Genomic DNA, 24,935 nt, shown 5'->3' on the forward strand with positions numbered 1-24,935 from the left:
CTTTAGCGAGTTCCGTTACGGGATTCCAGCCCGAATAGCTGCGCGACAGCGGCGCCGCCATGTTATTCTCGCCGCGGGAATCAGGTTGAACGATGGATGTGCTTCAGGTGGCCAGGGCTGTCTCACGCGCCGCGGCCGGAACGATCTTCGCCATGCTGGCGTTCATCCTCGCGATGGGCGGGCTGTCGCATGCCGAATCGACGAAGCCGACCCTGCCGGTCGTCGACCACGCCATCGCGATGCATGGCGAGCCGGCGTTGCCGCGCGGCTTCACGCATCTGCCCTATGCCGACCCAAACGCCCCGAAAGGCGGGCGCATCATCTTCGGGCAGCAGGGCACCTTTGACAGCCTGAATCCGCTGGTCGTGCTCGGCGTCGCGCCCGATGCCGTGCCGCGCTATGTCCAGCAGAGCCTGTTGCTGCGCTCGGCCGACGAGCCCTTCACCGCCTATGGGCTGCTGGCCTCGCGGGTCGAACTCAATGAGGCGCGGACGAAGCTCGCCTTCGAGATCGACGCGCGTGCGACCTTCTCGGACGGCCGGCCGGTGACGGCGCAGGACGTGCTGTTCACCTTCGAGATGCTGAAGACCAAGGGCAAGCCGTTCCACCGCTCCAGCCTGGCCCGCGTGACGAAGGCCGAGGCGCCCTCCCCGCGCCGGGTCGAATTCGAGCTGGGCGACGGCTCCAATCGCGAATTGCCGCTGGTGATCGGCGCGATGCCGATCTTCGCCCAGCACGCCACCAACGCCGAGACCTTCGGCGAGACCAGCTTCAAGGCCGCGCTGGGGTCGGGCCCCTATGTCGTCAGCGAGGTCGCGCCCGGCGCCACGCTGACTCTGAAGCGGCGCAAGGATTTCTGGGCCGAGGACCACCCGCTGACGCGCGGGCTCTTCAATGCCGACGAGATCCGCTACGATTTCTACCGGGACGCCAATGCCCTGTTCGAGGCGTTCAAGGCGGGGCTCTACGATGTTCGCGTCGAGCCAGACCCGACGCGCTGGATGACCGGCTACGACGTGCCGGCGGTGCGCGACGGGCGCATCCTGCGCGAGACGCTGCATTTCGACGCGCCCAAGGGCATGACCGGGCTCGTCTTCAACACGCGTCGACCGTTCTTCGCGGATGTGCGGGTGCGCGAGGCACTCGGCATCCTGTTCGATTTCGAATGGGTCAACCGCAATCTGTTCCATGGCGTCTATCGCCGGGCGGGGAGCTTCTTCTCCAATTCGGAGCTGTCGGCGCTGGGCGTACCGGCGGGCGCCCGCGAAAAAGCGCTGCTCGCGGCCTTTCCGGGCGCGGTGCGGCCGGACATCCTGGCGGGAACCTGGACGCCCTCGGCGACGGACGGCTCGGGCCGCGACCGCGAGCAGGCCCGGCGCGCGCTCGATCTGCTCAACCAGGCCGGCTTCGGCATGGTCGATGGCGTGCTGCGCAGCATGAAAGGTGGCGATCCGCTCGCCTTCGAGATCACCGTGACGAACCGGCCGCAGGAGCGGCTGGCCCTGAACTATGCCCAGTCGCTCGGCCGGCTCGGCATCGCGGTTTCGGTCAGGCTGATCGACGACGTGCAGTATTGGCGCCGGCTTTCAGCCTTCGATTTCGATATGATCCAGTGGACCTGGCCGGCTTCCGCTTCTCCGGGCAACGAGCAGATCGGGCGCTGGGGCTCCGCCAATGCCGGCCGCAAGGGCGCGCTGAACTATGCCGGCGTCGCCTCGCCTGCCGTCGATGCCACCCTGCAGGCGCTTCTGGCTGCTCGCGAGCGCGAGGATTTCGTCGCCGCGGCGCGCACGCTCGACCGGCTGCTGCTCTCGGGCTTCTATGTCGTGCCGCTCTACTACCTGCCGGACACCTGGCTGGCGCATGGGCGCGACATCGTTCTGCCGGCGCGCAAGCCCACCTATTTCCTCTCCAACGAAGTTCTGGCGCGCCTTCCGGCCGCGCCGGCGCCTGCGAACTGAAAGAGCTTTCGATGCGGGCCGAACAGGACGAAGCCGCCCTCCTGCTCGACGGCCTGCATTTCGACACGCTGCTGCGGGCGCTGGCGGCAGGGCGCGGCTATGACGCAGCGCTGCGCGACCCGCCGGGGCGGCAGGGCTGGAGCGACAGCGTTCCGGGCTCCCTCGGCTTCGGGCAGCTCGAGGTCAAGGTCGACCAGCTCGCCAGGCTGCTGGCGATGAACCGGGCGCAGCCCGGTGCCCGCGTCGCGATCCTGGCGCCGCTGGGGCCTGAGGCGATCGTCTCGATCCTGGCCTCGCTCCGGGCCGGTCTCTCGCCGATGCTGCTGCCGCTGCACGGCAACGAACGGGAGCTGCTGCGCCTGATCGAGGCATCCGACGCGGTGATGGCGATCGGTGTCGGACGCGTCGGCACGCTGCGGCCGCTGCTGATGCTGCGGGAGCTGGCGGTCAGGGCCTTCGGGACGCGTTTCGTCGGCGGCTTCGGCGAGATGGTACCGGACGGCATCGCGCCGCTCGACCTGCTGATGGCAAGCGCGACGCTGCATCCCCTGCCCGAAACTGCGGAGCGGGTGGCGTTTCAGGTTGTCGATGCGACGACGCTCGCCGGGCCTCTTTCGGTTTCCGAGCGCGACGTGCTCGGCAAAGCGCTGGAGATTTCGCGCCTGCTCAAGCCGATGGCCTCGTCGCGGATCGTGACGACGCTCGTCGGCGGCGATCTCGCGGCGCTGGCGAGCGGACCCGCCATGGCGTTGCTGACCGGCGTCGAGCTTTTGCCGCTCGGCCTGTTCAACCTCGGCGATCTGCAGGCCTGTATCGAGGGCGGTCGCAACGTGCATCTCGTGCTGCCCGGGGCGATGGAGCCCGCGCTGGCGCATTCGCGACTGGCGGGCCATCCGGCGCTGGCGAGCCTGGTCTTCGTGCATCGCCCGGCCGGGAACCGCACCGTGCCGGCGATCGATCGGCCCGATATCGCGATCGTGGATGTCGATGTGGCGAGCGCGGCCGAGATTTCGGTCAGCCGGCGCTGATCGACATCGGCAGCAAGGACGGTTTTACGCCGCCTTCTTGCGTTCGGCGATGCGGGCGATGTCGGTCAGCAGGCGGCGCGTGCCTTTGAGGCGCGCTTCGGCCGTCTCGAAATCGTCGATGAAGACGACGCGCATGTCGGGGCGCACCTTCGCCAGCGTGCCCTGTTTCGCGACATAGCCGACAAGCCCTTCGGGATTGGCGAATTCGTTGTCGCGGAAGGCGACGATGATGCCCTTGGGGCCGGCCTCGACCTTCTCGACATTGGCCCGCTTGCACAGCGCCTTGATCGCGACGATCTCCAGCAGCTGCTGGACCTCTTCCGGCAGCGGCCCGAAACGGTCGACCAGTTCGGCGCCGAAGGACTGGATGTCGCCGTCGTCGTCCAGTGTCGAAAGGCGCTTGTACAGCGTCAGCCTGAGCGTCAGGTCGGTAATATAGTGCTCCGGGATCATCACCGGCGCGCCGATCTGGATCGTCGGCGACCATTGCGTGGTGCTCTCGAAATCGACGCCCGATTTCAGTGCCGCGACCGCCTCCTCCAGCATCTGCTGGTAAAGCTCGTAGCCGACCTCCTTGATATGGCCGGACTGCTCGTCGCCGAGGAGGTTGCCGGCGCCCCGGATGTCGAGGTCGTGGCTGGCGAGCTGGAAGCCGGCGCCCAGCGTATCGAGCGATTGCAGAACCTTGAGGCGGCGCTCGGCCTGCTCGGTCAGCTTGCGGTTGGCCGGCATCGTGAAGAGCGCATAGGCGCGCACCTTCGAACGGCCGACGCGACCCCGGAGCTGGTAAAGCTGGGCGAGGCCGAACATGTCGGCGCGATGCACGATCAGCGTGTTGGCGGACGGGATGTCGAGGCCGGATTCGACGATCGTGGTCGAGAGCAGCACGTCGTACTGGCCTTCATAGAAGGCCGTCATCACGTCCTCGAGCTGGCCCGCTGCCATCTGGCCATGGGCGATGCCGACCTTGGCCTCGGGCACCTGCTTGTCCAAGAAGTCCTTGACGTCGGAAATGTCCTCGATGCGCGGCACGACATAGAAGGAGCGCCCGCCGCGATAGCGCTCGCGCAGCAGCGCCTCGCGCACGATCAGCGGATCGAACGGCGTGACAAAGGTGCGCACCGCGAGGCGGTCGACCGGCGGCGTTGCGATGATCGAGAGCTCGCGCACGCCGGTCATGGCGAGCTGCAGCGTGCGCGGTATCGGCGTCGCGGTCAGCGTCAGCATGTGAACCTCGGCGCGGAACTCCTTCAGCCGCTCCTTGTGGTTGACGCCGAAATGCTGCTCCTCGTCGACGATGACGAGGCCGAGGTCCTTGAACTCGATGGCCTTGCCGAGCAGCGCATGCGTGCCGATGACGATGTCCATCGTGCCGTCCTTGATGCCGGCCTTCACCGCCTTGAGGTCTTGTGCCGAGACGAAGCGCGAGGCCTGGCCGACATTGACCGGCAGGCCTTTGAAGCGCTCGGCGAAGTTGCGGTAGTGCTGCCGCGCCAGCAGCGTGGTCGGTACCACCACCGCGACCTGCTTGCCGTTCAGCGCGCAGGCGAAGGCGGCGCGCAGCGCGACCTCGGTCTTGCCGAAGCCGACATCGCCGCAGACCAGCCGGTCCATCGGCCGGCCGGCCGCCATGTCGTCGAGCACGGCATCGATGGTGTTCTGCTGGTCCTCGGTTTCCTCATAGGGGAAGCGGGCGCGGAACTCGTCATAGAGCCCTTCCTGCGGCACCAGACGGGGAGCTTCCTTGAGGGCGCGAGCTGCCGCAATCGCGATCAGCTTGCCGGCCATCTCGCGGATGCGCTGCTTCAGCTTGGCCTTGCGGGCCTGCCAGCCACCGCCGCCGAGACGATCGAGCGGGACCTCGGTGTCCTCGGAGCCATAGCGCGAGAGCAGCTCGATGTTCTCGACGGGCAGGAACAGCTTTGAATCGGCAGCGTAATGGATTTCAAGGCAGTCATGCGGTGCGCCGACGGCCGTGATCGAGCGCAGGCCGATGAAGCGGCCGATGCCGTGATCGACATGGACGACGAGATCGCCGGGCGAGAGCGAGGAGAGCTCCGCGATGAAATCCTGCGGCCGGCGCGACTTCTTGCGCGGACGGACGAGGCGGTCGCCGAGGATGTCCTGTTCGCCGATGACGGCGAGCTTGCCCGCCTCGAAGCCGGTCTCGAAGCCCCAGACCGCGAGTGCCGTCGTGCCGGGCTTGAGGTCGAAGGCGGCCCGCAGCGAGCCGGTCATCTGCACGGTCTTAAGGCCGTGGTCGGCGAGCACATGCGCCAGACGCTCGCGCGACCCTTCCGACCAGGCTGAGAGGATGACGCGCTTGCCGTCCTTCTCCAGCGCCTTCACATGCGCGACGGCCGCATCAAAGACGCTGCCCGCATTGTCGGCGCGCTCGGCGGCGAAACTGCGGCCCTGCCGGGCGCCGAGATCGACGACTAGCTTGCCGTCGCTGTCGGGCAACTGGAAGGGGGTCAGCGCTGCGACGCCGGACTGGTCGATGATGCCGCGCCAGTCGGCCGGCGACAGGTAGAGGGCGTCGGGCTTGAGCGGCTTGTAGGGCGCGCCGCCGGCGCTGGGCTGGTCCATCGCTGCCTTGCGGGCGTCGTAATAGTCCTTGATCAGGCTGATGCGCTCGCCGACGGCGTCCTCGGCCTGATGGTCGAGGATCAGCGGCACGTCGGGCAGATAGGTGAAGAGCGTATCGAGCCGCTCGGTCAGCAGCGGCAGCCAGTGTTCGAGGCCCGCTGGCCTGCGGCCTTCGCTGACCGCTTCATAGAGCGTGTCGTCGCGGCCGGGCGTGCCGAAGGTCGTGATGTAGCTCTGGCGAAAGCGCTTGATGCTCTCGCTCGTCATCTGCGCTTCGGACATCGGTACGAGGTCGAGCCCACGCAACTGCCCGGTTGTGCGCTGCGTTTCCGGATCGAAGGTGCGGATCGATTCCAGCGTATCGCCGAAGAAATCGAGCCGGATCGGCGCCGGCATACCCGGCGGATAAAGATCGACGATGCCGCCGCGCACGGCGAACTCCCCGGTCTCGCGCACGGTCGAGGTGCGCAGATAGCCGTTCATGTCGAGCCAGCGCGCGAGCTGGTCGGTATCGACCATGTTGCCCGGCGCGGCCGAGAAACTCTCCGACGCGACCTTGGAGAAGGCCGGCACGCGCTGCAGCGCGGCGTTGACGGTGGTCAGCAGCAGGCGCGGCTTGTCGCCTGACTTGGTCTTGGCGAGGCGCGACAGCGTCGTCATGCGATGCGCGACGATGGAGGGCGCCGGCGAGACGCGATCATAGGGCTGGCAGTCCCAGGCCGGGAACGACATCACCTCGAGATCGGGCGCGACGAACTGCAGCGCGTTCTCCAGCACCTGCAGGCGCTGGCCGTCGCGGGCGACGAAGACGAGCATGGCCGGCGCTTCAGCCTTCTTCGACCGGGCGCGGGTCAGGTCGGCGAGGACGACGGCATCGAAGCCGTCGGGCACGCTGGCGAGCGTCGGCTTGTCGCCGCGATTGAGCGCATCGAGGATGCGGTCGATCTGCAGCTTGGCGATCTGGGCGGGAGGCGGGATGCTCATGAAGCGATAACTTGCCGGCTGAAGGTTTGAACGAGCGACGCGCGACCGAACTCCCTCCCCCCGCTTGCGGTGGGGAGGGTTTGGGTGGGGGGACGGAAAGCAGGAACGCGGACCTGGGACGTCTCGCCGAGCGGCACTGCCCCCCACCCTAGCCCTCCCCACCGCAAGCGGGGGGAGGGAAAGCGGTTCGCGCGCTTCGTCGTCTCAGACATGAATCGGCTTCTCGTGGTGGTGGAACGCCTTCAACCGCCGGAAAAGCTCGGTGTCGTAGTTCGACGGAACCTCCGCCTCCCCGGTGATCCAGCTCAAGAGGTCGCGATCCAGCACCTCGATCAGGCCTTCGAACGCGTCGAGTTCGGTTTCGCTGAGCGTGCCGATATGAGCGTCGGCGAAGCCGCCCATGATCAGGTCGTTCTCGCGCATGCCGCGATGCCAGGCGCGGAACAGGATCTTGCGCCGGCGCGGGTCGAGATCGGCGCTGGTTCGGGACGAGCCGGACATCGAGAATCCTCTGGCAAAAGATTGGGACGACGAAACGGAAACAAGGCCGGCCCCGTCGCGAAGCCTGCCGTCGCGGGTTATATAGCCTCGGCAAAGCGTGAAGTCAGCGGCGGCATCGCTGCAAAATTCGCGCTCCTGACATGAACGAGTCACCGCTTGCGCCCGTCCCTGCTCGACCCACTGTTCGCACCCGTGACCACGCTGTCGGGCGTCGGTCCCAAGACGGCCAAGGCGCTCGACAAGCTGCTTGGCGACGAGACGCGCGGGGCGCGCGTCGTCGACCTGCTGTTCCATCTGCCGACGGGGGCGATCGACCGGCGGCCGAGCCCGTCGATCGTCGATGCGCCGGTCGGCGGCATCGCGACCTTCTCGGCGCAGGTGACGGAGCATCGCCCGGCACCGCCGACCAAGGCGAAGGCTCCCTACCGCATCATCGTCGAGGACGAGACCGGCGACGTCACGCTCGTCTTCTTCCATGCCGATGTCCGCCATCTGCTGCAGACCATGCCCGTCGGCGCCTACCGCATCATCTCGGGCAAGCTCGAATTGTGGGACGGCATGCGCCAGATGGTGCATCCCGACCGCCTTCTCGACCCCAAGCTTGCCGCGGCGCTGCCTTCGATAGAGCCGGTGTATGGCATGACCGAAGGCGTCGGCCCGCGCGTGATGACGCGAATTGCGGCAGCGGCGGCAGAGAAATGCCCCGATCTCGCCGAATGGCAGGACCCCGCCTTCCTCGCGAAGAGTGGCTTTTCGTCCTTTGTCGAGGCGATGCAGGGCCTGCATCACCCGCCCGATCTCAAGGCGGTCGAAGGCGATACGATTGCCCGGCGCCGCGTCGCCTATGACGAGTTGCTGGCGAGCCAGATCGCGCTTGCACTGGTGCGCCGGCAGCAGAAGAAGATCGCGGGTCGCACGACGGCTGGCGATGGCCGGCTCCGGCAGGCGATCGAGAGCGCCCTGCCCTTCACCCTGACCGGCGGCCAACGCCAGGCGCTCGCCGACATCCATGCCGATATGGAAAAGCCCGAGCGCATGCTGCGGCTTCTCCAGGGAGATGTCGGCTCGGGCAAGACCGTGGTCGCGCTGCTGGCGATGGCGGCTGCCGCCGAGGCCGGGCGGCAATCGGTGCTGATGGCACCGACCGAGATTCTGGCCCGCCAGCATGCCGAACGACTGGAGCCGCTGGCGGCGAAGGCGGGCTTAAAGCTCGCGCTGCTCACCGGCCGCGAGAAAGGTCCGGGCCGGGCGCGCGTTCTCGAAGGGTTGGCGAATGGCGAGATCGCGATCGCTGTCGGAACGCACGCGCTGTTCCAGGAAGGCGTCGCCTTCCGCGACCTCGCGCTCGCCATCGTCGATGAGCAGCACCGTTTCGGGGTGCATCAGCGCCTGCTGCTCGGCTCCAAGGGCGAGGCCGTCGATATTCTGGTGATGACCGCGACGCCGATCCCGCGCACGCTGTCGCTGACCTGGTTCGGTGACATGGACATTTCCGTGCTGGCCGAGAAGCCGGCCGGGCGAAAGCCGATTGCGACCAAGGCGATCTCGTCCGAGCGTCATGACGAGGTCGTCGGAGCGGTTGGCCGGGCGGTCGAGGCCGGTGCGCAGGTCTACTGGGTCTGCCCGCTGGTGCAGGAATCCGACACGCTCGACGTGGCGGCGGCGCAGGAGCGCTATGAGGCGCTGCGCGAGATGTTCGGCGCACGGGTCGGGCTGCTGCATGGCCAGATGCCGGGGCGCGACAAGGACGCCGCCATGGCGGCCTTCGTCGCCGGCGAAACGCGCATCCTCGTTTCGACCACCGTGATCGAGGTCGGCGTCGACGTGCCCAATGCCAGCGTGATGGTGATCGAGCACGCCGAACGCTTCGGCCTCGCGCAGCTTCACCAGTTGCGCGGCCGGATCGGACGCGGGTCGGCCGCATCGACCTGCCTCCTGCTCTACAAGGGGCCTCTGGGCCCGGTGGCGGAAGCGCGCCTGACGATCATGCGCGAGACCGAGGACGGGTTTCGCATCGCGGAAGAGGATCTGCGCCTGCGCGGCGAGGGCGAGGTTCTCGGCACGAAGCAGTCAGGCTCGCCGGATTGGCGCATCGCGCGGCCCGAGATCGATGGCGATCTGCTGGCAGCGGCGCGCGACGATGCGCGGCTCCTGATCGAGCGCGATCCGCATCTGGAGAGCGTGCGCGGCGAGGCGGTCAGGAGCCTGCTCTATCTGTTCGAGCGCGATGTCGCGATCAGGCTTTTGCGGGCGGGGTAGGATTGCCCGGCATCAGCTTCTGCGCCGCGACGCCGGGCTGGATCAGCCCCGCCGACATGATCAGCTTGGCGCCGTCCTCGACCGAGATCGACAGGTCCACCACCTCGCGGCGCGGCAGGTAGAAGAAGAACCCTGTCGTCGGGTTTGGTGTGCAGGGCAGGAAGACGCCGATCTGTTCGGAGCCATCGGGCAGCGCGCCCGCAATCTCCGGGGCGGCCTCCTGCGCGATGAAGACGATCGACCACATCCCCGGCTGCGGGAACTGCACCATGCCGACCTTGCGGAAGGAGGTGCCCCCTTGCGAGAAGATCGTCTCGACGACCTGCTTCACACCCTTGTAGAGACCGCGCACCACCGGCATTCGGTTGAGGATCGCCTCGCCGGCATTGATGAGGGAGCGGCCGACGAGATTGGCCGTCATGAAGCCGAGCAGCGTCAGTCCGATCAGGCCGATGATCAGGCCGAAGCCGGGCACCGGATAGGGCAGATAGGCGTCCGGCCAATAGGCTGTCGGAATCAGAGGCTTCACCAGCCCGTCGACGAAGTTGACGAACCACCAGGTCACCGAGGCGGTGATCGCCAGTGGCGCCGCAATCACCAGGCCGGTCAGGAAATAGCGCCTGAGTCTGGCGCCGAAGCTCGGGCTCAGCAGATCGGGCTGGATGACGAGTCGTGGATCAGGCGGGCTCGGCGTCATTCAAGGGGTCCGATATGGCTGGCTGCGAGCAGACGATCTTGACGAGCAGGATGCGACAGACGTGCCAGTCGCTCCGGCGGATTTCAAGGATGACGCGCTGACCGCCAGCTTGCGGGCGTTGGGGACATGGTGCTTTCGTTCACGCAGGCGCGAAAGCCGGGGCGAGTCGGCAGGATAATCGGACCATGATGCGCGGCGTTCGAAAGCTCCGCCGTCCGCTGCTTTTCGCGGCCGGCTGGATCCTGACGGCGCTGGGCGTGGTCGGGCTGATCCTGCCGCTGATGCCGGGCACGATCTTCCTGATCCTGGCGGCGTGGTGCTTCTCGCAATCCTCGCCGCGCTTCGAGGCCTGGCTGATCGGCCATCCCCGCCTTGGCCCGCAGGTGCGGCGCTGGCGCGAGACCGGATCGATCGCCCGCAGGGTCAAATATATAGCCTGCGGGTCGATGCTGCTGAGCTTCGGCATCCTGACCCGGACCGCCGCGCCGCCGATCGCGCTATGGGTCAGCGGCGCCTGTCTTCTGGCTGCCGGGGTCTATGTCGCGAGCCGGCCGGAGCGTTGAGCCGGGCCGACATCGCGCAATGGCCGGCGGATCGCCTCACTCGACCGTGACGGATTTCGCCAGGTTGCGGGGCTGGTCGACGTCCTTGCCCATGAAAACGGCGGTCTGGTAGGCGATCATCTGGATCGGCAACGCATAGGCGATGGCGGCGAAGGTCGGGTCCATGTCCGGCATGATGATCGTCGTTTCCGGGACGATGCCGCATTCGGCGGCGCCCTTCGCGTCGGTGATCAGGATGATGCGGCCGCCGCGCGCCGCGACCTCCTGCATGTTCGAGGCGGTCTTCTCGAACAGCGCGTCATGCGGCGCGACCACGATCACCGGCATCGCCTCGTCGATCAAGGCGATCGGGCCATGCTTGAGTTCGCCCGCCGGATAGCCTTCGGCGTGGATATAGCTGATTTCCTTGAGCTTCAGTGCGCCTTCCAGCGCCAGCGGGAAACTGGTTCCGCGACCGAGATAGAGCACGTCGCGGGCCTTGGAGAGTTCGCGGGCGAGCTTCTCGATCTCGGGCTCGAGTTGAAGCGCCCTGGCGATCAGTCCCGGCAGGGCGATCAGGTTCTGGACATGGCGCGCCTCGTCTTCGGCCGAGAGCGTGCCGCGTCCACGCGCGGCCGCCAGCGCAAGGCAGGCGAGCGCGGTCAACTGGCAGGTGAAGGCCTTGGTCGAGGCGACGCCGATCTCGGGACCGGCGAGCGTCGGGGCAACGGCGTCGCTCTCGCGCGCGATCGTCGAGGTCGGCACGTTGACGACGGAGAGCACCTTCTGCTGCTCCTGCTTGGCATAGCGCAGGCAGGCCAGCGTATCGGCCGTCTCGCCCGATTGCGTGATGAAGAGCGCGAGACCGTTCTCGGGCAGCGGCGCCTCGCGGTAGCGGAATTCCGAAGCCACATCGATCTCGACTGGCAGGCGCGCCAGCTTTTCGAACCAGTACTTCGCGACCAGTCCGGCATAATAGGCCGTGCCGCAGGCCGAAATCGACAGCCGCGACAGCGACTTCCAGTCGATCGCGCCCTTGAAGGGCAGGCGCACGCTGCCGGCGGCCATGTCGAGATATTGCGTCAGCGTGTGACCGACGACCTCGGGCTGCTCGTAGATCTCCTTGGCCATGAAATGGCGGTGATTGCCCTTCTCGACGAGGAAGGCACCGGCTGCGACGCGCTGGGCCCGGCGCTGGACCGGCCGGTTGGCCTTGTCGTAGAAGGTCGCGCCCTTGCGGTGGAGCACGACCCAGTCGCCCTCCTCCAGATAGGCGATGAGATTGGTGAAGGGCGCCAGCGCCAGGGCATCGGAGCCGAGATACATCTCGCCGTCGCCGATGCCGACAGCCAGGGGCGAGCCCTTGCGCGCGCCGATCAGCAGATCCTCCTCGCCCTCGAACAGGAAGGCGAGCGCGAAGGCGCCGCGCAGGCGCGGCAGGCTCGCAGCGACGGCCTCCACAGGCGTCTTGCCGTGGTCGAGTTCGCGGGTGACGAGATGGGCGACGATCTCGGTGTCGGTCTCGGTCTCGAAGACATAGCCGTCAGCCTGCAATTCGGCGCGCAGATCGCGGAAATTCTCGATGATGCCGTTATGCACAACGGCGAGCTTGGCGGTCGCATGCGGATGAGCATTGGTCTCGTTGGGCTTGCCATGCGTCGCCCAGCGGGTGTGGCCGATACCGATCAGTCCTTCGAGCGGCTCGTTCGAGAGGCGGACTTCGAGATTCCGGAGCTTGCCCTCGGCGCGGCGGCGCGTGAGCAGGCCATGTTCCAGCGTCGCGACGCCGGCTGAGTCATAGCCGCGATATTCGAGCCGCCGCAGCGCCTCGACCACCTGCGTCGCGACCGCTTCCTTGCCCAGAATGCCGACGATGCCGCACATGCGAGAACCTCTTGAGACGTTGCCGTTGCCAATCCGCATAGCGGTCCGGCCCAACCAAGCAAAATCACTCTAAATGTCGAACTATGAACGCCGGCTTGCGGCGATCCCGGCGTTTCAGGGCTTTCTGGCCGCGGCCTTGCGCGCCAGCGAGGTCTCGCGAAAGCCCTTCGCCCAGCCCTCCTTGGCGATCTGGCGACCCCGGCCGACCGCCAGTGAATCCGGCGCTACGTCTTCCGTCACCACCGAACCGGAGCCGATGAAGGCGCCGGCGCCGATCGTCAGCGGAGCGACCAGCGAGGAGTTCGAGCCGACGAAGGCGCCGGCGCCGATATTGGTGCGATACTTGAAGAATCCGTCGTAATTGCAGGTGATCGTTCCGGCTCCGATGTTTGCGTCGGCCCCCACCGTCGCGTCGCCGATATAGGTCAGGTGGCTGACCTTCGCGCCGGCGCCGATATCGGCGGCCTTGATCTCCACGAAATTGCCGACCTTGGCCCTGGCGGCGAGTCTGGCGCCCGGTCGCAGGCGGCCATAGGGGCCGACTGTTGCGCCCGGCCCGACCTCGGCGCCCTCGAGATGGGAGAAGGCATGGATGACGGCGCCGTCGGCGACGGTCACGCCGGGGCCGAATACGACATGGGGTTCGATCAGCACATCGCGGCCGATGCGCGTGTCGTGACTGAAGAAGACCGTCTCGGGCGCAGTCAGTGTCGCGCCCTCGGCCATGACCGCAAGGCGCTTGCGGCGCTGGAACTCGGCTTCCGCCGCGGCGAGCTGGATGCGGTCGTTGATGCCCTGGACCTCGCTCTCGGGCGCCTCCAGCGCGCCCGTCGCCAGGCCGAGCGCACGCGCCACCGCGACCGCGTCGGTGAGGTAGAATTCCGACTGGGCATTGGCATTGCCGATGGCCTCGAGCACGGGCAGGGCCTGCCGGCCGTCGAGCGCCATCATGCCGGCGTTGCACAACCTGATCGCGCGCTGCGCCAGTGTCGCGTCCTTGTGCTCGACGATGGCTTCCAGTGCGCCATCGCGGATGACGAGCCGGCCATAGCCGGTCGGGTCGCGGGCCTCGAAGCCGAGCGCGACGACCGCCGCGCCCTCTGCCAGCGCGACGCGCAGCGCACCGAAGGTCTCGGGCCGGAGCAGCGGCGTGTCGGCGAAGGCGACGATGACGTCATCATAGCCGGCGGCCAGCGCGGCGCGCGCCGCCAGCGCGGCATGGGCCGTGCCGCGCCGCTCGGTCTGCACGGCGATCTGCACTGAAGGCAGGAGGGCTTGCGCCTCGCGCGCGACCTCCGGCCGGTCCGGACCGACCACGACGACCACGGTGTCCGCGCCTGCTTCCGCGAGAGCGGCCAGCGCATGGGCGAGCAGCGAACGGCCGCCGACCTCGTGCAGCACCTTCGGCTGCCCCGATTTCATCCGCGTTCCCTCGCCGGCAGCGAGGAGAATCGCCAGGCAGGACCGGCCGGACTGCATTTCGGTCATGATTGTCGTTTCCTTTGCGGCGAAGGGCCGGCCGCGTGGTGCCGATCGCGGAAGCTTGCGGCTGGCCCGGCGCATGGTGGTGTTGCAGGTGCCGTGGATAGCCGATCCGGCCGGCATTTGCCAAAGTCTGCACGGTCGTCCGCTCCGTCCGGTCGCGATCACGACGCAGGGAGATAAACGATCGCCTACAAATTACCGGCACTGCCGCTTTTCAGATCGCGGGGAAATGCTCTAGAAGCGCGAATGGGCGAGGGCGTCGCCCGCGCATGTTGGATATAATGTCGAAACCCTTGAATCGTCGGCAGTTTCTAGAAGGCTCCGGCGGGGCCGCAGCCGCATCACTCCTGGCAGCGGGCGCAGCCCGTTCGCAGACGCCATCGGCCCTCGCAGCCATCAACCAGTCGTTCCTTTTCGAAGGCAAGCAATTCGATCCCTCACTGGTCGTCGAGACCGCGCGCATTCTGGCGCAGCGGCCGGTCGTGCCGCTCGTCGCGACCGATCTTCCCGATGGCTACGCCACCCTGCCCTTCGATCAGTTTTCCGGAATCAGGGCCCAGCCCGCGGGACTGATCTGGGCCGGAGAGAATCGCGGCTTCACGGTCGAGCCGCTGCATCGCGGCTATGTCTTCTCGAACCCGGTCAACCTCTTCACCATCGAGGACGAGACCGTGCGCCGCGTCGGGTTCGACCGCGCCAAGTTCGACTATGGACGGGTGACGCCGCCGCCGCCGAATGTCGACCTGCAGTTCTCCGGCATGCGAATCGCGACGGGGCTGGAGCGGCCCTTCGAGGTCGCGATCTTCCAGGGCGCGACCTTTTTCCGCTCGCTGGCGCGGGGGCAGAATTTCGGTGCCCTCGCCCGTGCCCTGATCCTGCGGCCGGGCGAGACGCGCGGCGAGGAGATTCCGTTCTTCCGCGCCTTCTGGATCGAACGGCCGAGCCCTGCGTCGGGCCTGCTCGTGATCCACGCCCTGCTCGATTCCGAGAGCCTGACGGGTGCCGTGCGGATGACGCTGCGGCCCGGCGACGTCACGCTGATCGATGTCGAGATGACGTTGTTCGCGCGCCAGGCGCTCGACCATGTCGGCTTCGGCTGCACGATGGGCACCTTCCTCTCGGGCCCGCAGAGCCGGCGCACCTTCGACGATGTCCGCCCGGCGGTACACGAGATTTCCGGCGTGCAGATGCGCTCTGGAACCGGCGAATGGATCTACCGCCCGGTCAGCAACCCGGCGACTTTGCAGGTCTCCTCCTTCATGGACAGCAATCCGAAGGGTTTCGGGCTGGTCCAGCGCGAGCGCGACCCGGCCGCCTTCATGGATGACGACCAGCGCTTCGAGCTGCGGCCGAGCGTCTGGATGGAGCCGCTCGGCGAGTGGGGTGCCGGCTCGGTGCAGTTGATCGAGATTCCGAGCGAGTCCGACATCAACGACAACATCATCATGTATTGGCGCCCGCGCCAGCCGCTCGCCGCCGGCAGCGAGACGGTGATCGCCTATCGGCAGGCCTGGAGCTGGCAGCCGCCGGAGCGGCCGGGCCTCGCGCTCGCCACCCGGGTCCGCCAGGGGCGCGGCACGCAGGGGCGCCGGCGGCGCTTCATCGTGGATTTCACCGGAGACAGGCTGGCCGATGCCGGCATGGTGGCCTCGACCCGTGCCAACATCACCACGCAGCCCGGCCAGATTCACAATGTCCGGCTCTGGCCGTTTCCGGAACGCAAGCTGATGCGGGTCGGCTTCGAGGTCGATCCCGGCACGGAGACCCTCTGCGAGCTCCGGCTCGTGCTGCAATCCGGCGGCCAGCCGGTTTCGGAAACCTGGTTGAACCGATGGACGTGGTGACCGCGACCCGCCCCATCGAGGCCGTGGCGCCGAATCTGTCTTATGTGGCGAGCCTGGACCCCGCGACGCCGCCCGAAAGCCGTCTCGTCATGCCGGTCCAGTCCTTCCGGAGCTGGAAGGCGTCCGACCGCCGGCAGCCGGCCGCGCCGCGAGCCTGGACGACACCCTGGCTGAAGCGGCTCTTCGTCTTCGGCGGAGGCCTGATGCTGACCGGCTATGGCGCCTGGGAAATGTACAATGTCGTGTCGGTGAGCCGCACGACATCGCTGCAGTACGTTTTGCTCGTGCTGTTCACGGTCAATTTCTCCTGGATCGCGCTCGCCTTCACCAGCGCGGTGCTCGGTTTCTTCGGGCTCCTGTTCAACAAGAGCCGCTCCGGGCCCGTCGAAACGCTGAAGCACCGCACCGTCGTGGTGATGCCGATCTACAACGAGTCGTCGGCACGCACCTTCGCGGCGCTGGCGGCGATCCGGGAATCGGTCGATGCCACGGGCCTCGGCGCGCATTTCGATTATTTCATCGTCTCCGACACGACGAATCCGGATGTCTGGATCGCCGAGGAGCGGGCCTTCCTGGCGCTGCGCCAGCGGCTCGGCCCGGATGCCCGCGTCTATTACCGGCACCGGCCCAAGAACCACCACCGCAAGGCCGGCAACATCGCCGATTTCGTGACGCGCTGGGGCGGACATTACGAGCACATGGTCGTGCTCGACGCCGACAGCCTGATGACCGGCACCTGCATCGTGCGCCTGGCGGCTGCGATGGAAGAAGACCCCGATGCCGGCATCATCCAGTCGCTGCCGCTGATCATCAACCGCAACACCTTCTTCGCCCGGCTCCAGCAATTCGCGGCCCGCGTCTATGGGCCGGTGATCGCGACGGGGCTCGCGATGTGGTCCGGCCGCGACGGCAATTACTGGGGCCACAACGCGATCATCCGGACCAAGGCCTTCGCCGATCATTGCGGCCTGCCCGATCTCAAGGGCAAGCCACCCTTCGGCGGGCACGTGCTCAGCCATGATTTCGTCGAGGCGGCGCTGATTCGGCGCGCTGGCTGGTCGGTCTACATGCTGCCGGACCTGACGGGGTCCTATGAGGAGAGCCCGCCCTCGCTGATCGACGTCTCGGTGCGCGATCGCCGCTGGTGCCAAGGCAACCTGCAGCATTCGCGCATCTTCGGTGCCAAGGGCTTCGTCCTGCCGACGCGCCAGCATTTCGCCACCGGCATCATGGGCTATCTGGCCTCGCCCTTCTGGCTGATGCAGCTCGTGGTCGGCATCCTGATCGTGCTCCAGGTCAGCTATGCCAGGCCTGAGTACTTCACGCAGGAGTTCACGCTGTTTCCGGTCTGGCCGCGCTTCGACCCCGAGCGCGCCTTGAACCTGTTTGCGCTGACGATGGCGATCCTGCTCGCGCCGAAGCTCTTCGGCCTCTTGCTGACGCTGTTCAACGGCAAGCTGCGCCGGGCCGGCGGTGGTGCGATCCGGCTGGTGATCTCGGCGCTGATCGAGGTTCTGTTCTCGGCCTTCTTCGCGCCGATCATGATGCTGATCCAGTCCGGCTCGGTGTTCCAGATCCTGCTCGGGCGCGATACGGGCTGGAACCCGCAGCGCCGCGACGACGGTTCGATTCCGCTCAAGGACATCGTCCGCCGGCACCGCACGCATACGGTGCTGGGCATCGTCGCCGGCATCTCCGCCTTCATGATCGCGACGTCGCTGTTCGCCTGGATGTCGCCCACCATCGTCGGCCTCGTACTGGCGATCCCGCTCTCCTGGGCGTCGGGTCAGCTCGCGCTCGGGCTCTGGCTAAAGCGGCACAAGCTGCTGGTGACGCCGGAGGAAGGCGATCCGCCGGCGGTGGCGCTGCGCGCCAATGCGCTGCAGGCTGAATTCGACGAGGCCGGTTTCGACGATGCCGATGGGCTTCGGGCGCTTCACGCGGATCCGGCGCTGCGCGAGGCGCATGAGTTGATGCTGCCGGAGAATCCGCCGCGACGTCGCGGCGAGATCGAGCCTGACCGTGCCGTGGCGCAGGCCAAGCTGGTCGATGCCGAGACGATCGACGATGCGGCGATCTGGCTGAAGCCGAAGGAGCGGATGGTCGTGCTGCACGACCGGGCGCTGGTCGCGCTTCTGGCGTCGCTGCCGGCGGCGCGACCTGCCGAGTGAAGGCCGTCCGTGGCGGGTCTCGTCAGAAGCTCATCGCGGCGGCGTTGATGACGCCGGCCGCGAGCGATGCGGCGCCGAGGAAAAGTGCGGCCGCAAGTTCGCCAGCCGCGATGCGTGCCGACAGGTTGGGCAGGACGATCCTGACAAGCAAATAGACGATCAACTGCACGACGATGGCGACGATGCCCCAGACCACCAGATCGGGGATGGTGTTCGAATGCACCACGGCGCTGGAGAGCGGCAGCGCGAAGCCGGTCAGGCTCAAGCCGAGTGACAATGCCGCCGCGATGTTGTTTTGCCGGATCAGGCCGAATTCGTTATGCGACGTCGCCAGCGTGTAAACCAGCAGGTAGATACCGACCAGCCCGAGCGACACCGAGAAGAACAGGGCGAAATCGGGAAGTTTCAACAGCGCCTGCGCGATCATCGTCATCCGAATCCCCTGTGTCGATCGCGCCGATCCTGACCCTCAACTCCGCTCGAAGGCAATGACGCAGCCGAGCGCTGCCTCGGGCGGAACGACGATCCGCTCGTCGCCCTGCGCGAAAGCGATGCCGGCGGCCTCGAGCCGGGCTGCCACCGCCTCGAGCTCGGGCACCGCCACGCAGAAGCCGAGGAAGCGGGCCGGGGTGGTGTCGGGCTCGATATGGTAGATCGCCTGCGCGGCCTCGGGATCGAGCACGTCGATGCGCCCGCGCGGCAGGGTCAAGACGAGATCGGCATTGCCCTCCAGCACCTCGGGGAAGCCGGCGAAGGCGCTCAGGAAGTCGCGATGGGCGGCCGGGTCGTCGGTGATGATGATCGCGGAAGCCAGTCCCGTGGCGCCGTTGGCGTGCTGCTGGAAGGCCGGGTTCCAGAAATTCTGCGGCTCATGCTGCTGGCAGACGAAGAAGCCGCATTCGGGCGCCAATGGGTCGGCTGCGAAGGCGAGCGAGAAGGCGACACGCACCTCGCTGCCATCGGGGCGCCGGGCCTGGCGCTCGAAGAAGAACGGCTCGTAGTCGCCGATGCCCGTCCTTCGGAAGGCGGCGGCATCGGCCTTCGCATCGGTGCTTTCGAGCACCAGCATGGAGAGGCCCTCCCCCTGCTCCAGCGCGTCGCGGACGAAGCTGCCGAAGGAGAACAGGCGCGGCGCGGGCGCGACGAGCGCGCCTTCGTCGCTGATCGTGATCAGTTCGAGGAAGGAGCCGGGAAACTGGACAATCCGGTTCTCGGTGCCCCAGGGATGGCGGTTGCGGGCGCCGACCTTGAAGCCCAGCGTCTCGTAGAAGGCGCCGGCGGCATCGAGATCGCGGACCCCGATGACGAGGTGGTCGAGGCCGCGCGGGGCAGAAGGGAGTGTCGTGTCAGGCATCGGGGTGTCAGGCATGGGCTTGGCTCGCTTGCGGCAGGCTCGGGCCTCCACCTCTAGCAGGTCGCCAGGCCGGGGTCATGCGCTGAGCCGATTGTCCTGGCCCGGACCCGCACCATCACCCCTCAATGTAATGCGGCACGAAGCGCGAGGTGTTCTTGGTGATCGGCGAGGCGTCCTCGCGCACGCAGAGCCCGCAGGCCTGCGAGGCCACGAGCCAGGAACCGAGCACGGCGTAGTTGCCGCCGGTTTCGAACAGGTTCTGCGCGGCATCCTGCAGGATGAAGCCTTCCGCGCCATAGGGGCCGTCGTCGCTGTCGAGCACGGTGCCGCGTTCGGTCAGCGTGACGTTGGCGCCTTCGCGCGAATAGAGCGGCTTGCGCACGCGCCGCGGCGACAGCCCGGCGCAACGGGGATCGGCCTCGAAGAAGGCCGGCAGCAGGTTCGGATGGCCGGCCTCCATCTCCCAGAGGCAGGCGAGCAGGCCCTTGTTCGAGAGGATGGCCTTCCAGGGCGGCTCGATGAACTGGCAGCGCGACGTGGCGAGGTTCCCGGCATAGCGCTCCCGGAACAACCATTCCCAGGGATAGAGCTTGAACAGGGCCTCGATCGGCTGGTTGGCGCCGTCGCAGAAGCGCCCGTCCGAGAGCAGGCCGATCTCCTCGATGAAGGTGAAGCGCGCGTCGAGCCCGGCCTGCACGGCACAATCCATCAGATAATCGACCGTGCCCTTGTCCTCGTTGCTGTTCTGGACGCAGGTCAGGTGCAGGCGGTAGGGCGAAGGCTCGCGCAGATGGGCGAAGGCCTCGATCAGGCGCTCATGCAGCGAATTGAACTGGTCGCATTCCGGTGGCAGCGCGCCGCGTGCCATCGCCTGTTCGAGCCAGTCCCACTGCACGACGCTCGATTCGAACAATCCGGTCGGCGTGTCGGCGTTGTATTCGAGCAGCTTGGCCGGGCCCTTGCCATCATAGGCGAGATCGAGCCGGCCATAGAGGTTGCGGTCGCCGCGCTGCCAGCTTTCGCGGATGAAGTCCCACTGCGCCGAAGGAATCGCGAGCCGGGACAGGATTTCGTCGTCGCCGATCGCCTTCTCGACGAAGGCGAAGCAGAGCTGCTCGATTGCGTCGGTCGGCGCCTCGATGTCGCGCTCGACCTGCTCCAGCGTGAAGGCGTAGGCCGCGCGCTCGTCCCAATAGGTTTCGCCGTCGATGGTGTGGAAGGCGAAGCCGAGGCGTTCGACCTGGTCGCGCCAGTCGGGTCGCGGGGCGAAGGCGATGCGGCGCATGTCAGGAGGACGAAGAGGACGAGTAGGAGTGCGAGGTCGACCCGAAGCCGCCGCGCGAGACGGTGCTCGTGCTGCTGACGCCGCTGACGGCGCCGCTGCGCGCCACCAGCGCCGCGCCGGAGGTTGTCGAATAGGCGCGCGACGAGGAGGACGAACTGCTGCGACTGCCATAGCCGCCGCTGTTGCTCGACGAGGAGCGGGCCTGCTGGCATTCCTGCGCTGCGCTGCCGGGCGGGCAGGCCTGCTGGGTCGGCGGCAGCAGGGGCTGCGCCGCGCCTCCCCCTTGAGAGAAGCTGCGGGCGAGCATGATGCCGGCCAGCGCCGGCACGATGACCTGGGCGCCGTTCCAGACCGCACTCTGGCAGGAGCCCGCGCCGTATTCGGTCTCGCAGGAACTGGTGCTGGTGAATTTCTTCGCGTCGCGCAGATGGTTGGCCGAGGCCTCGTTGAAGCGCTGCTCGCACTGGCTCGACGAGAGCTGCCCTCCGGCCCGGCATTCGGCGAGGTTGTTGTAGACGAGGCTCTCCTCTTCGTCGCTGCCCGAGTTCGCCCATATCGTCGCGACCAGGACGACACCTGCCGCGGCCAAACCGATCTGGGTCGAGCGCTTCATTGCCGCCTCCCCTCTCAGGCCGTCATGCTGGCAGCCGCCAGCGTCCCGGAAATCACGGCGATCACGGCCAGCATCGCCGCGGATGGCAGGCGATCCTCCTCGATCTTGCGCGAGAGATCGGGGATCAGGATGCGCGCCAGCGCATAGGCGCCGAACTGGATGACCATCGCTGCGATGGCCCAGAGCACCAGATCGGGGATGCTGCTGGCCTGCGCGATCGCCTTTTCGAGCGGGATCGAGAAGCCGGTGACGTTGCCGCCGAGCGCCACGGCCGCCGACAGGTTGCCGCCGCGGATCAGGGCGATTTCGTCATGGGCGGTGAGGCGAAGGTAGATGGCGGTGAAACAGGCGATCAGCGCCACGCCGAGGGCAAAGTATAGCAGGAATGCGGGCAGCCCCGCCATCGAGATCGCCATGCCGCCGCGCGCTCCCTGCATCTGAATTGCAGGGTTCACTATACGTCAGTTGCGGCGCAATGCCAGCGCTGCGGCAGCGTCGTCAGACGAGGCGGCTCTGCACCACCGCGGCCTCGACGAAGCTGGCGAAGAGCGGATGGGGCTCGAAGGGCCGCGATTTCAGCTCGGGGTGGTACTGTACGCCGATGAACCAGGGATGGTCCGGATACTCGATCGTCTCCGGGAGGAGCCCGTCGGGCGACAGGCCGCAGAAGCTCATGCCCTGCGCCTCGAGCCGGTCGCGATAGCCCATATTGACCTCGTAGCGGTGGCGATGGCGCTCGGAGATCTCGGTCGTGCCGTAGATCTTCGCGATCTTGGAGCCGGGGGCCAGCGTCGAGGCATAGGCGCCGAGCCGCATCGTGCCGCCGAGATTGCCGTCGGCGGCGCGCTGCTCGAGTTCGTTGCCGCGCATCCATTCGGTCATCAGGCCGACGACGGGCTCGGCCGTCGGGCCGAATTCGGTGGAGTTGGCGTTCGCGATGCCGGCGAGCGAGCGAGCGCCCTCGATCACCGCCATCTGCATGCCGAAGCAGATGCCGAAATACGGCACCTTGCGCTGCCTTGCGAAGGTCGCCGCCTTGATCTTGCCCTCGGCGCCGCGATGGCCGAAGCCGCCGGGCACGAGAATGCCGTGGACATGCTCCAGGAACGGCGCCGGGTCCTCCTTCTCGAAGACCTCCGATTCGATCCAGTCGAGATTGACCTTGACCCGGTTGGCGATGCCGCCATGCATCAGCGCCTCTATGAGGGACTTATAGGCGTCCTTCATGCCGGTGTATTTGCCGACAATGGCGATGGTGACCTCGCCTTCGGGGTTCTTGACGCGCTCCGAGATCCGGCGCCAGCCGGAGATGTCCGGTTCGTGGCTGGAATCCATGCCGAAGGCCGCGAGCACCTCGTTGTCGAGGCCTTCGGCATGATAGGACAGTGGCACGTCATAGATCGAGGCGACGTCGCGGGCCTCGATCACCGCGGTCTCCCGGACATTGCAGAAGAGGGCCAGCTTGCGGCGCTCCTCGCGCGGAATCTCGCGGTCGGTGCGGCAGAGCAAGATGTCGGGCTGGATGCCGATCGAGCGCAGTTCGGCGACCGAATGCTGCGTCGGCTTGGTCTTCAGCTCGCCGGCCGTCGGGATATAGGGCAGCAGCGTCAGGTGGACGAAGATGCACTGGCCGCGCGGCAATTGCTGGTTGGTCTGGCGGATAGCCTCGAGGAAGGGCAGGCTCTCGATGTCGCCGACCGTGCCGCCGATCTCGACCAGCGTGAAATCATAGTCCTCATTGCCGTCGAGGATGAATTCCTTGATGGCGTTGGTGACGTGCGGGACGACCTGGATCGTCGCGCCGAGATAGTCGCCGCGACGCTCCTTGGTCAGGATGTCCATGTAGATGCGGCCGGTCGTGATGTTGTCGCCCTTGTTGCAGGGCCGGCCGGTGAAGCGCTCGTAATGGCCAAGATCGAGATCGGTCTCGGCGCCGTCATCGGTGACGAAGACCTCGCCATGCTGATACGGGCTCATCGTGCCCGGATCGACATTGAGATAGGGGTCGAGCTTGCGCAGGCGGACCGTGTGGCCGCGCGCCTGCAGGAGGGCGGCCAGTGCCGCCGCCGCCAGGCCTTTGCCCAGCGAAGACACCACGCCGCCGGTGATGAAAACATACCGCGTCATGGGGAGCCACCTTTAACGCCAGGGTTTCGATTCGCTAAGCGCATCTGTGCAGGCCGTCCCCGCGCAGCACGCTTGTCCACAACGGAGAGGGGCGCTGCCTCGACAACGACCTGACCTCTCCAAAAGAGAAGGGCCGGTTGCCCGGCCCCTGCCCTCGTTCCTATTGCTGCGGCGCCGGAGGCGCCGGTGTCGGCGGCTGGGGCGCACCGCTCGGCGCCTGCATCTGCCGGAGCTGGTCGAGCACGCCGCCCGCATTGGGGGCGCTCGGTCCGGTCGGCGTGGCGGGTGCGCTCTGAGTCGGCGCGCCATCGATGATCGAGCGCTGAACCCGACCGCGATTGGCCATCACGGCCAGCACGATCGAGGTCAGAAAGAAGGCGCCGGCAAGGATTGCCGTGGTCCGGGTCAGCGCATTGGCCTGGCCGCGGCCGGTCATGAAGCCGCCGGCTCCGCCACCGCCTGAGCCCATCCCGAGCCCGCCGCCCTCGGAGCGCTGCAGCAGGACCACGCCGACGAGCGCGACCACGATAATCAGGTGGATGACGATGATGACGTTCTGCATGTTCTCGACAGACTGAGACTGAGCTCACGAAATGGGTATGGCGCGGGCTGCCGCCAAGGGCCGCCCGCTCCTCATGCCCGCCCTTTGCCGGAAACGGGCGGGCGAACTCGGCGCGGCACATAGCACGCGTTCGCAAGCCGCACCACCCCGGTAACGGCTCCTCGAAGGGCTCCGTGCACCGGCTGCGTCTCGGCTTCAGGCGCAGGCGCGGGCAATCGCCAGGAAATCCTCGGCCTTGAGGCTGGCCCCGCCGACGAGCGCGCCGTCGACATCGGCGACATTCATCAGTTCGGCAGCATTCGACGGCTTGACCGAACCGCCATAGAGCAGCCGGACACCCGCTGCCGCGGTCTTGCCCAGCAACCGGCCCAGTTCGGCGCGGATCGCCGCATGCATCTCGGCGACGTCGGCTGCCGTCGGGGTCAGCCCGGTGCCGATGGCCCAGACAGGCTCATAGGCGACGACGAGCGTCGCGGCGGTCGCGCCGTCCGGTACGGAGCCGCGAAGCTGCTTCTTGACGACGGCCAGGGCCTTGCCGGCCTCGCGCTCGTCCTTCGTCTCGCCGACGCAGACGATCGGCACGAGCAGTGCCTTTTGAGCGGCCAGCGCCTTCTCCTTCACGGTCGCGCTGGTTTCGCCATGCAGGGTGCGGCGCTCGGAATGGCCGACGATGGCGAAGCTCGCCCCGGCATCGGCCAGCATCGCCGCCGAGACCTCGCCGGTGAAGGCACCGCTGGCTTGCGTGCTGCAATCCTGTCCGCCGGTGGCGATGCGCGAACCGACCAGTGCGACGGTCGCGGGATAGAGCAGGCTCGCGGGCGGGCAGATCGCAAGATCGACGGCGGCCTTCAAAGCGGCGTCATAGCCCTTGGCGACCTCGGCCGCGATGGCGAGATCGGCCTTCAGCCCGTTCATCTTCCAGTTGCCTGCCACCAGGGGCCTGATGCTGCGTGTCACGTCGATCCTCCGCAAATTGCTGTCCCGGCTCTAGCAATGCCCGCAGCCCGTCGCAATCGGGCGAAGGGCGATTTGCCCGCGCAGATTTGCTC

General features: G+C 67.3%; 20 protein-coding genes. 7 read left to right on the forward strand and 13 right to left on the reverse strand.

The annotated features are described in order from the left end of the window. Positions 1-92 precede the first annotated feature (92 nt). Together C8D03_RS22290 and C8D03_RS22295 are read left to right on the forward strand one after the other, a co-directional pair. Positions 93-1,961: an extracellular solute-binding protein gene (locus C8D03_RS22290; RefSeq protein ID WP_248308576.1), complete on the forward strand. Its 1,869-nt coding sequence runs from the start codon at positions 93-95 to the stop codon at positions 1,959-1,961. 11 nt (positions 1,962-1,972) lie between these two features. Then, a complete protein-coding gene (locus tag C8D03_RS22295; RefSeq protein WP_108049793.1) occupies positions 1,973-2,989 on the forward strand; it encodes an AMP-binding protein in 1,017 nt (338 codons plus the stop codon). Positions 2,990-3,013: 24 nt separating this feature from the next. Here the strand turns inward: C8D03_RS22295 and mfd are convergent, their stop codons facing one another. Both mfd and C8D03_RS22305 read right to left on the reverse strand, forming a co-directional pair. Continuing rightward, positions 3,014-6,562, reverse strand: coding sequence for a transcription-repair coupling factor (gene mfd, locus C8D03_RS22300; protein WP_108049795.1), 3,549 nt, complete (start codon positions 6,560-6,562; stop codon positions 3,014-3,016). A gap of 204 nt (positions 6,563-6,766) precedes the next feature. Further along, positions 6,767-7,063 carry an FAD assembly factor SdhE gene (locus tag C8D03_RS22305; protein WP_108049797.1) on the reverse strand — a complete coding sequence of 99 codons (297 nt, stop codon included), beginning with the start codon at positions 7,061-7,063 and terminating at the stop codon, positions 6,767-6,769. Positions 7,064-7,219: 156 nt separating this feature from the next. On the opposite strand from C8D03_RS22305, the gene recG reads away from it, so the two are divergent. Continuing rightward, entirely contained in the window at positions 7,220-9,322 is a 2,103-nt protein-coding gene (recG, locus tag C8D03_RS22310) for an ATP-dependent DNA helicase RecG (protein ID WP_108049799.1), read from the forward strand. On the opposite strand, the gene C8D03_RS22315 is transcribed toward recG, so the two are convergent. Beyond that, the gene (locus C8D03_RS22315) at positions 9,300-10,019 is read right to left on the reverse strand and encodes a DUF502 domain-containing protein (RefSeq protein ID WP_108049801.1); all 720 of its coding nucleotides are present in this window, start codon (positions 10,017-10,019) and stop codon (positions 9,300-9,302) included. The two genes, recG and C8D03_RS22315, sit on opposite strands and share 23 nt — an antisense overlap. 185 nt (positions 10,020-10,204) lie before the next feature. Here C8D03_RS22315 and C8D03_RS22320 point away from each other — a divergent pair, with 185 nt between their 5' ends. Beyond that, positions 10,205-10,582 carry a YbaN family protein gene (locus C8D03_RS22320; protein ID WP_181301172.1) on the forward strand — a complete coding sequence of 126 codons (378 nt, stop codon included), beginning with the start codon at positions 10,205-10,207 and terminating at the stop codon, positions 10,580-10,582. A 36-nt stretch (positions 10,583-10,618) separates the two neighbouring features. Here the strand turns inward: C8D03_RS22320 and glmS are convergent, their stop codons facing one another. Beyond that, the gene (gene glmS / locus C8D03_RS22325) at positions 10,619-12,445 is read right to left on the reverse strand and encodes a glutamine--fructose-6-phosphate transaminase (isomerizing) (RefSeq protein WP_108049803.1); all 1,827 of its coding nucleotides are present in this window, start codon (positions 12,443-12,445) and stop codon (positions 10,619-10,621) included. Positions 12,446-12,559: 114 nt separating this feature from the next. Further along, positions 12,560-13,924, reverse strand: a complete 1,365-nt coding sequence (gene glmU / locus C8D03_RS22330; RefSeq protein ID WP_108051899.1) for a bifunctional UDP-N-acetylglucosamine diphosphorylase/glucosamine-1-phosphate N-acetyltransferase GlmU — start codon at positions 13,922-13,924, stop codon at positions 12,560-12,562. Positions 13,925-13,931: 7 nt separating this feature from the next. Here glmU and C8D03_RS26670 point away from each other — a divergent pair, with 7 nt between their 5' ends. From C8D03_RS26670 to mdoH, 3 genes are read left to right on the forward strand one after another with little or no spacing between them, the layout of a single operon-like run. Continuing rightward, positions 13,932-14,168: a hypothetical protein gene (locus C8D03_RS26670; protein ID WP_146170261.1), complete on the forward strand. Its 237-nt coding sequence runs from the start codon at positions 13,932-13,934 to the stop codon at positions 14,166-14,168. A 43-nt stretch (positions 14,169-14,211) separates the two neighbouring features. Beyond that, entirely contained in the window at positions 14,212-15,774 is a 1,563-nt protein-coding gene (locus tag C8D03_RS22335; protein WP_108049804.1) for an OpgD/OpgG family glucan biosynthesis protein, read from the forward strand. Beyond that, positions 15,762-17,945: a glucans biosynthesis glucosyltransferase MdoH gene (mdoH, locus tag C8D03_RS22340; protein WP_108049806.1), complete on the forward strand. Its 2,184-nt coding sequence runs from the start codon at positions 15,762-15,764 to the stop codon at positions 17,943-17,945. The genes C8D03_RS22335 and mdoH overlap by 13 nt, the downstream gene beginning before the upstream one ends. A gap of 22 nt (positions 17,946-17,967) precedes the next feature. Here the strand turns inward: mdoH and C8D03_RS22345 are convergent, their stop codons facing one another. From C8D03_RS22345 to tpiA, 8 genes are all read right to left on the reverse strand, one after another. Beyond that, positions 17,968-18,372 (reverse strand): DUF350 domain-containing protein, encoded by a 405-nt coding sequence (locus tag C8D03_RS22345; protein WP_108051900.1) that lies wholly within the window; start codon positions 18,370-18,372, stop codon positions 17,968-17,970. Positions 18,373-18,414: 42 nt separating this feature from the next. Beyond that, positions 18,415-19,314 carry a VOC family protein gene (locus C8D03_RS22350; RefSeq protein WP_248308577.1) on the reverse strand — a complete coding sequence of 300 codons (900 nt, stop codon included), beginning with the start codon at positions 19,312-19,314 and terminating at the stop codon, positions 18,415-18,417. A gap of 100 nt (positions 19,315-19,414) precedes the next feature. Continuing rightward, positions 19,415-20,584: a glutathionylspermidine synthase family protein gene (locus C8D03_RS22355; RefSeq protein WP_108049810.1), complete on the reverse strand. Its 1,170-nt coding sequence runs from the start codon at positions 20,582-20,584 to the stop codon at positions 19,415-19,417. Position 20,585: 1 nt separating this feature from the next. Continuing rightward, on the reverse strand, positions 20,586-21,197 hold the full coding sequence (locus C8D03_RS22360; RefSeq protein ID WP_108049812.1) for a DUF1190 domain-containing protein: 612 nt from the start codon (positions 21,195-21,197) through the stop codon (positions 20,586-20,588). 14 nt (positions 21,198-21,211) lie between these two features. Beyond that, a complete protein-coding gene (locus C8D03_RS22365) occupies positions 21,212-21,613 on the reverse strand; it encodes a DUF350 domain-containing protein (RefSeq protein WP_210203952.1) in 402 nt (133 codons plus the stop codon). A gap of 82 nt (positions 21,614-21,695) precedes the next feature. Beyond that, entirely contained in the window at positions 21,696-23,324 is a 1,629-nt protein-coding gene (locus C8D03_RS22370; RefSeq protein WP_108049816.1) for a CTP synthase, read from the reverse strand. Positions 23,325-23,484: 160 nt separating this feature from the next. Continuing rightward, positions 23,485-23,886 (reverse strand): preprotein translocase subunit SecG, encoded by a 402-nt coding sequence (secG, locus tag C8D03_RS22375; protein ID WP_108049818.1) that lies wholly within the window; start codon positions 23,884-23,886, stop codon positions 23,485-23,487. A 195-nt stretch (positions 23,887-24,081) separates the two neighbouring features. Next, positions 24,082-24,843, reverse strand: coding sequence for a triose-phosphate isomerase (tpiA, locus tag C8D03_RS22380; protein WP_108051901.1), 762 nt, complete (start codon positions 24,841-24,843; stop codon positions 24,082-24,084). Positions 24,844-24,935 lie beyond the last annotated feature (92 nt).

The organism is Bosea sp. 124 (genome assembly GCF_003046175.1).
Lineage (GTDB): Bacteria > Pseudomonadota > Alphaproteobacteria > Rhizobiales > Beijerinckiaceae > Allobosea.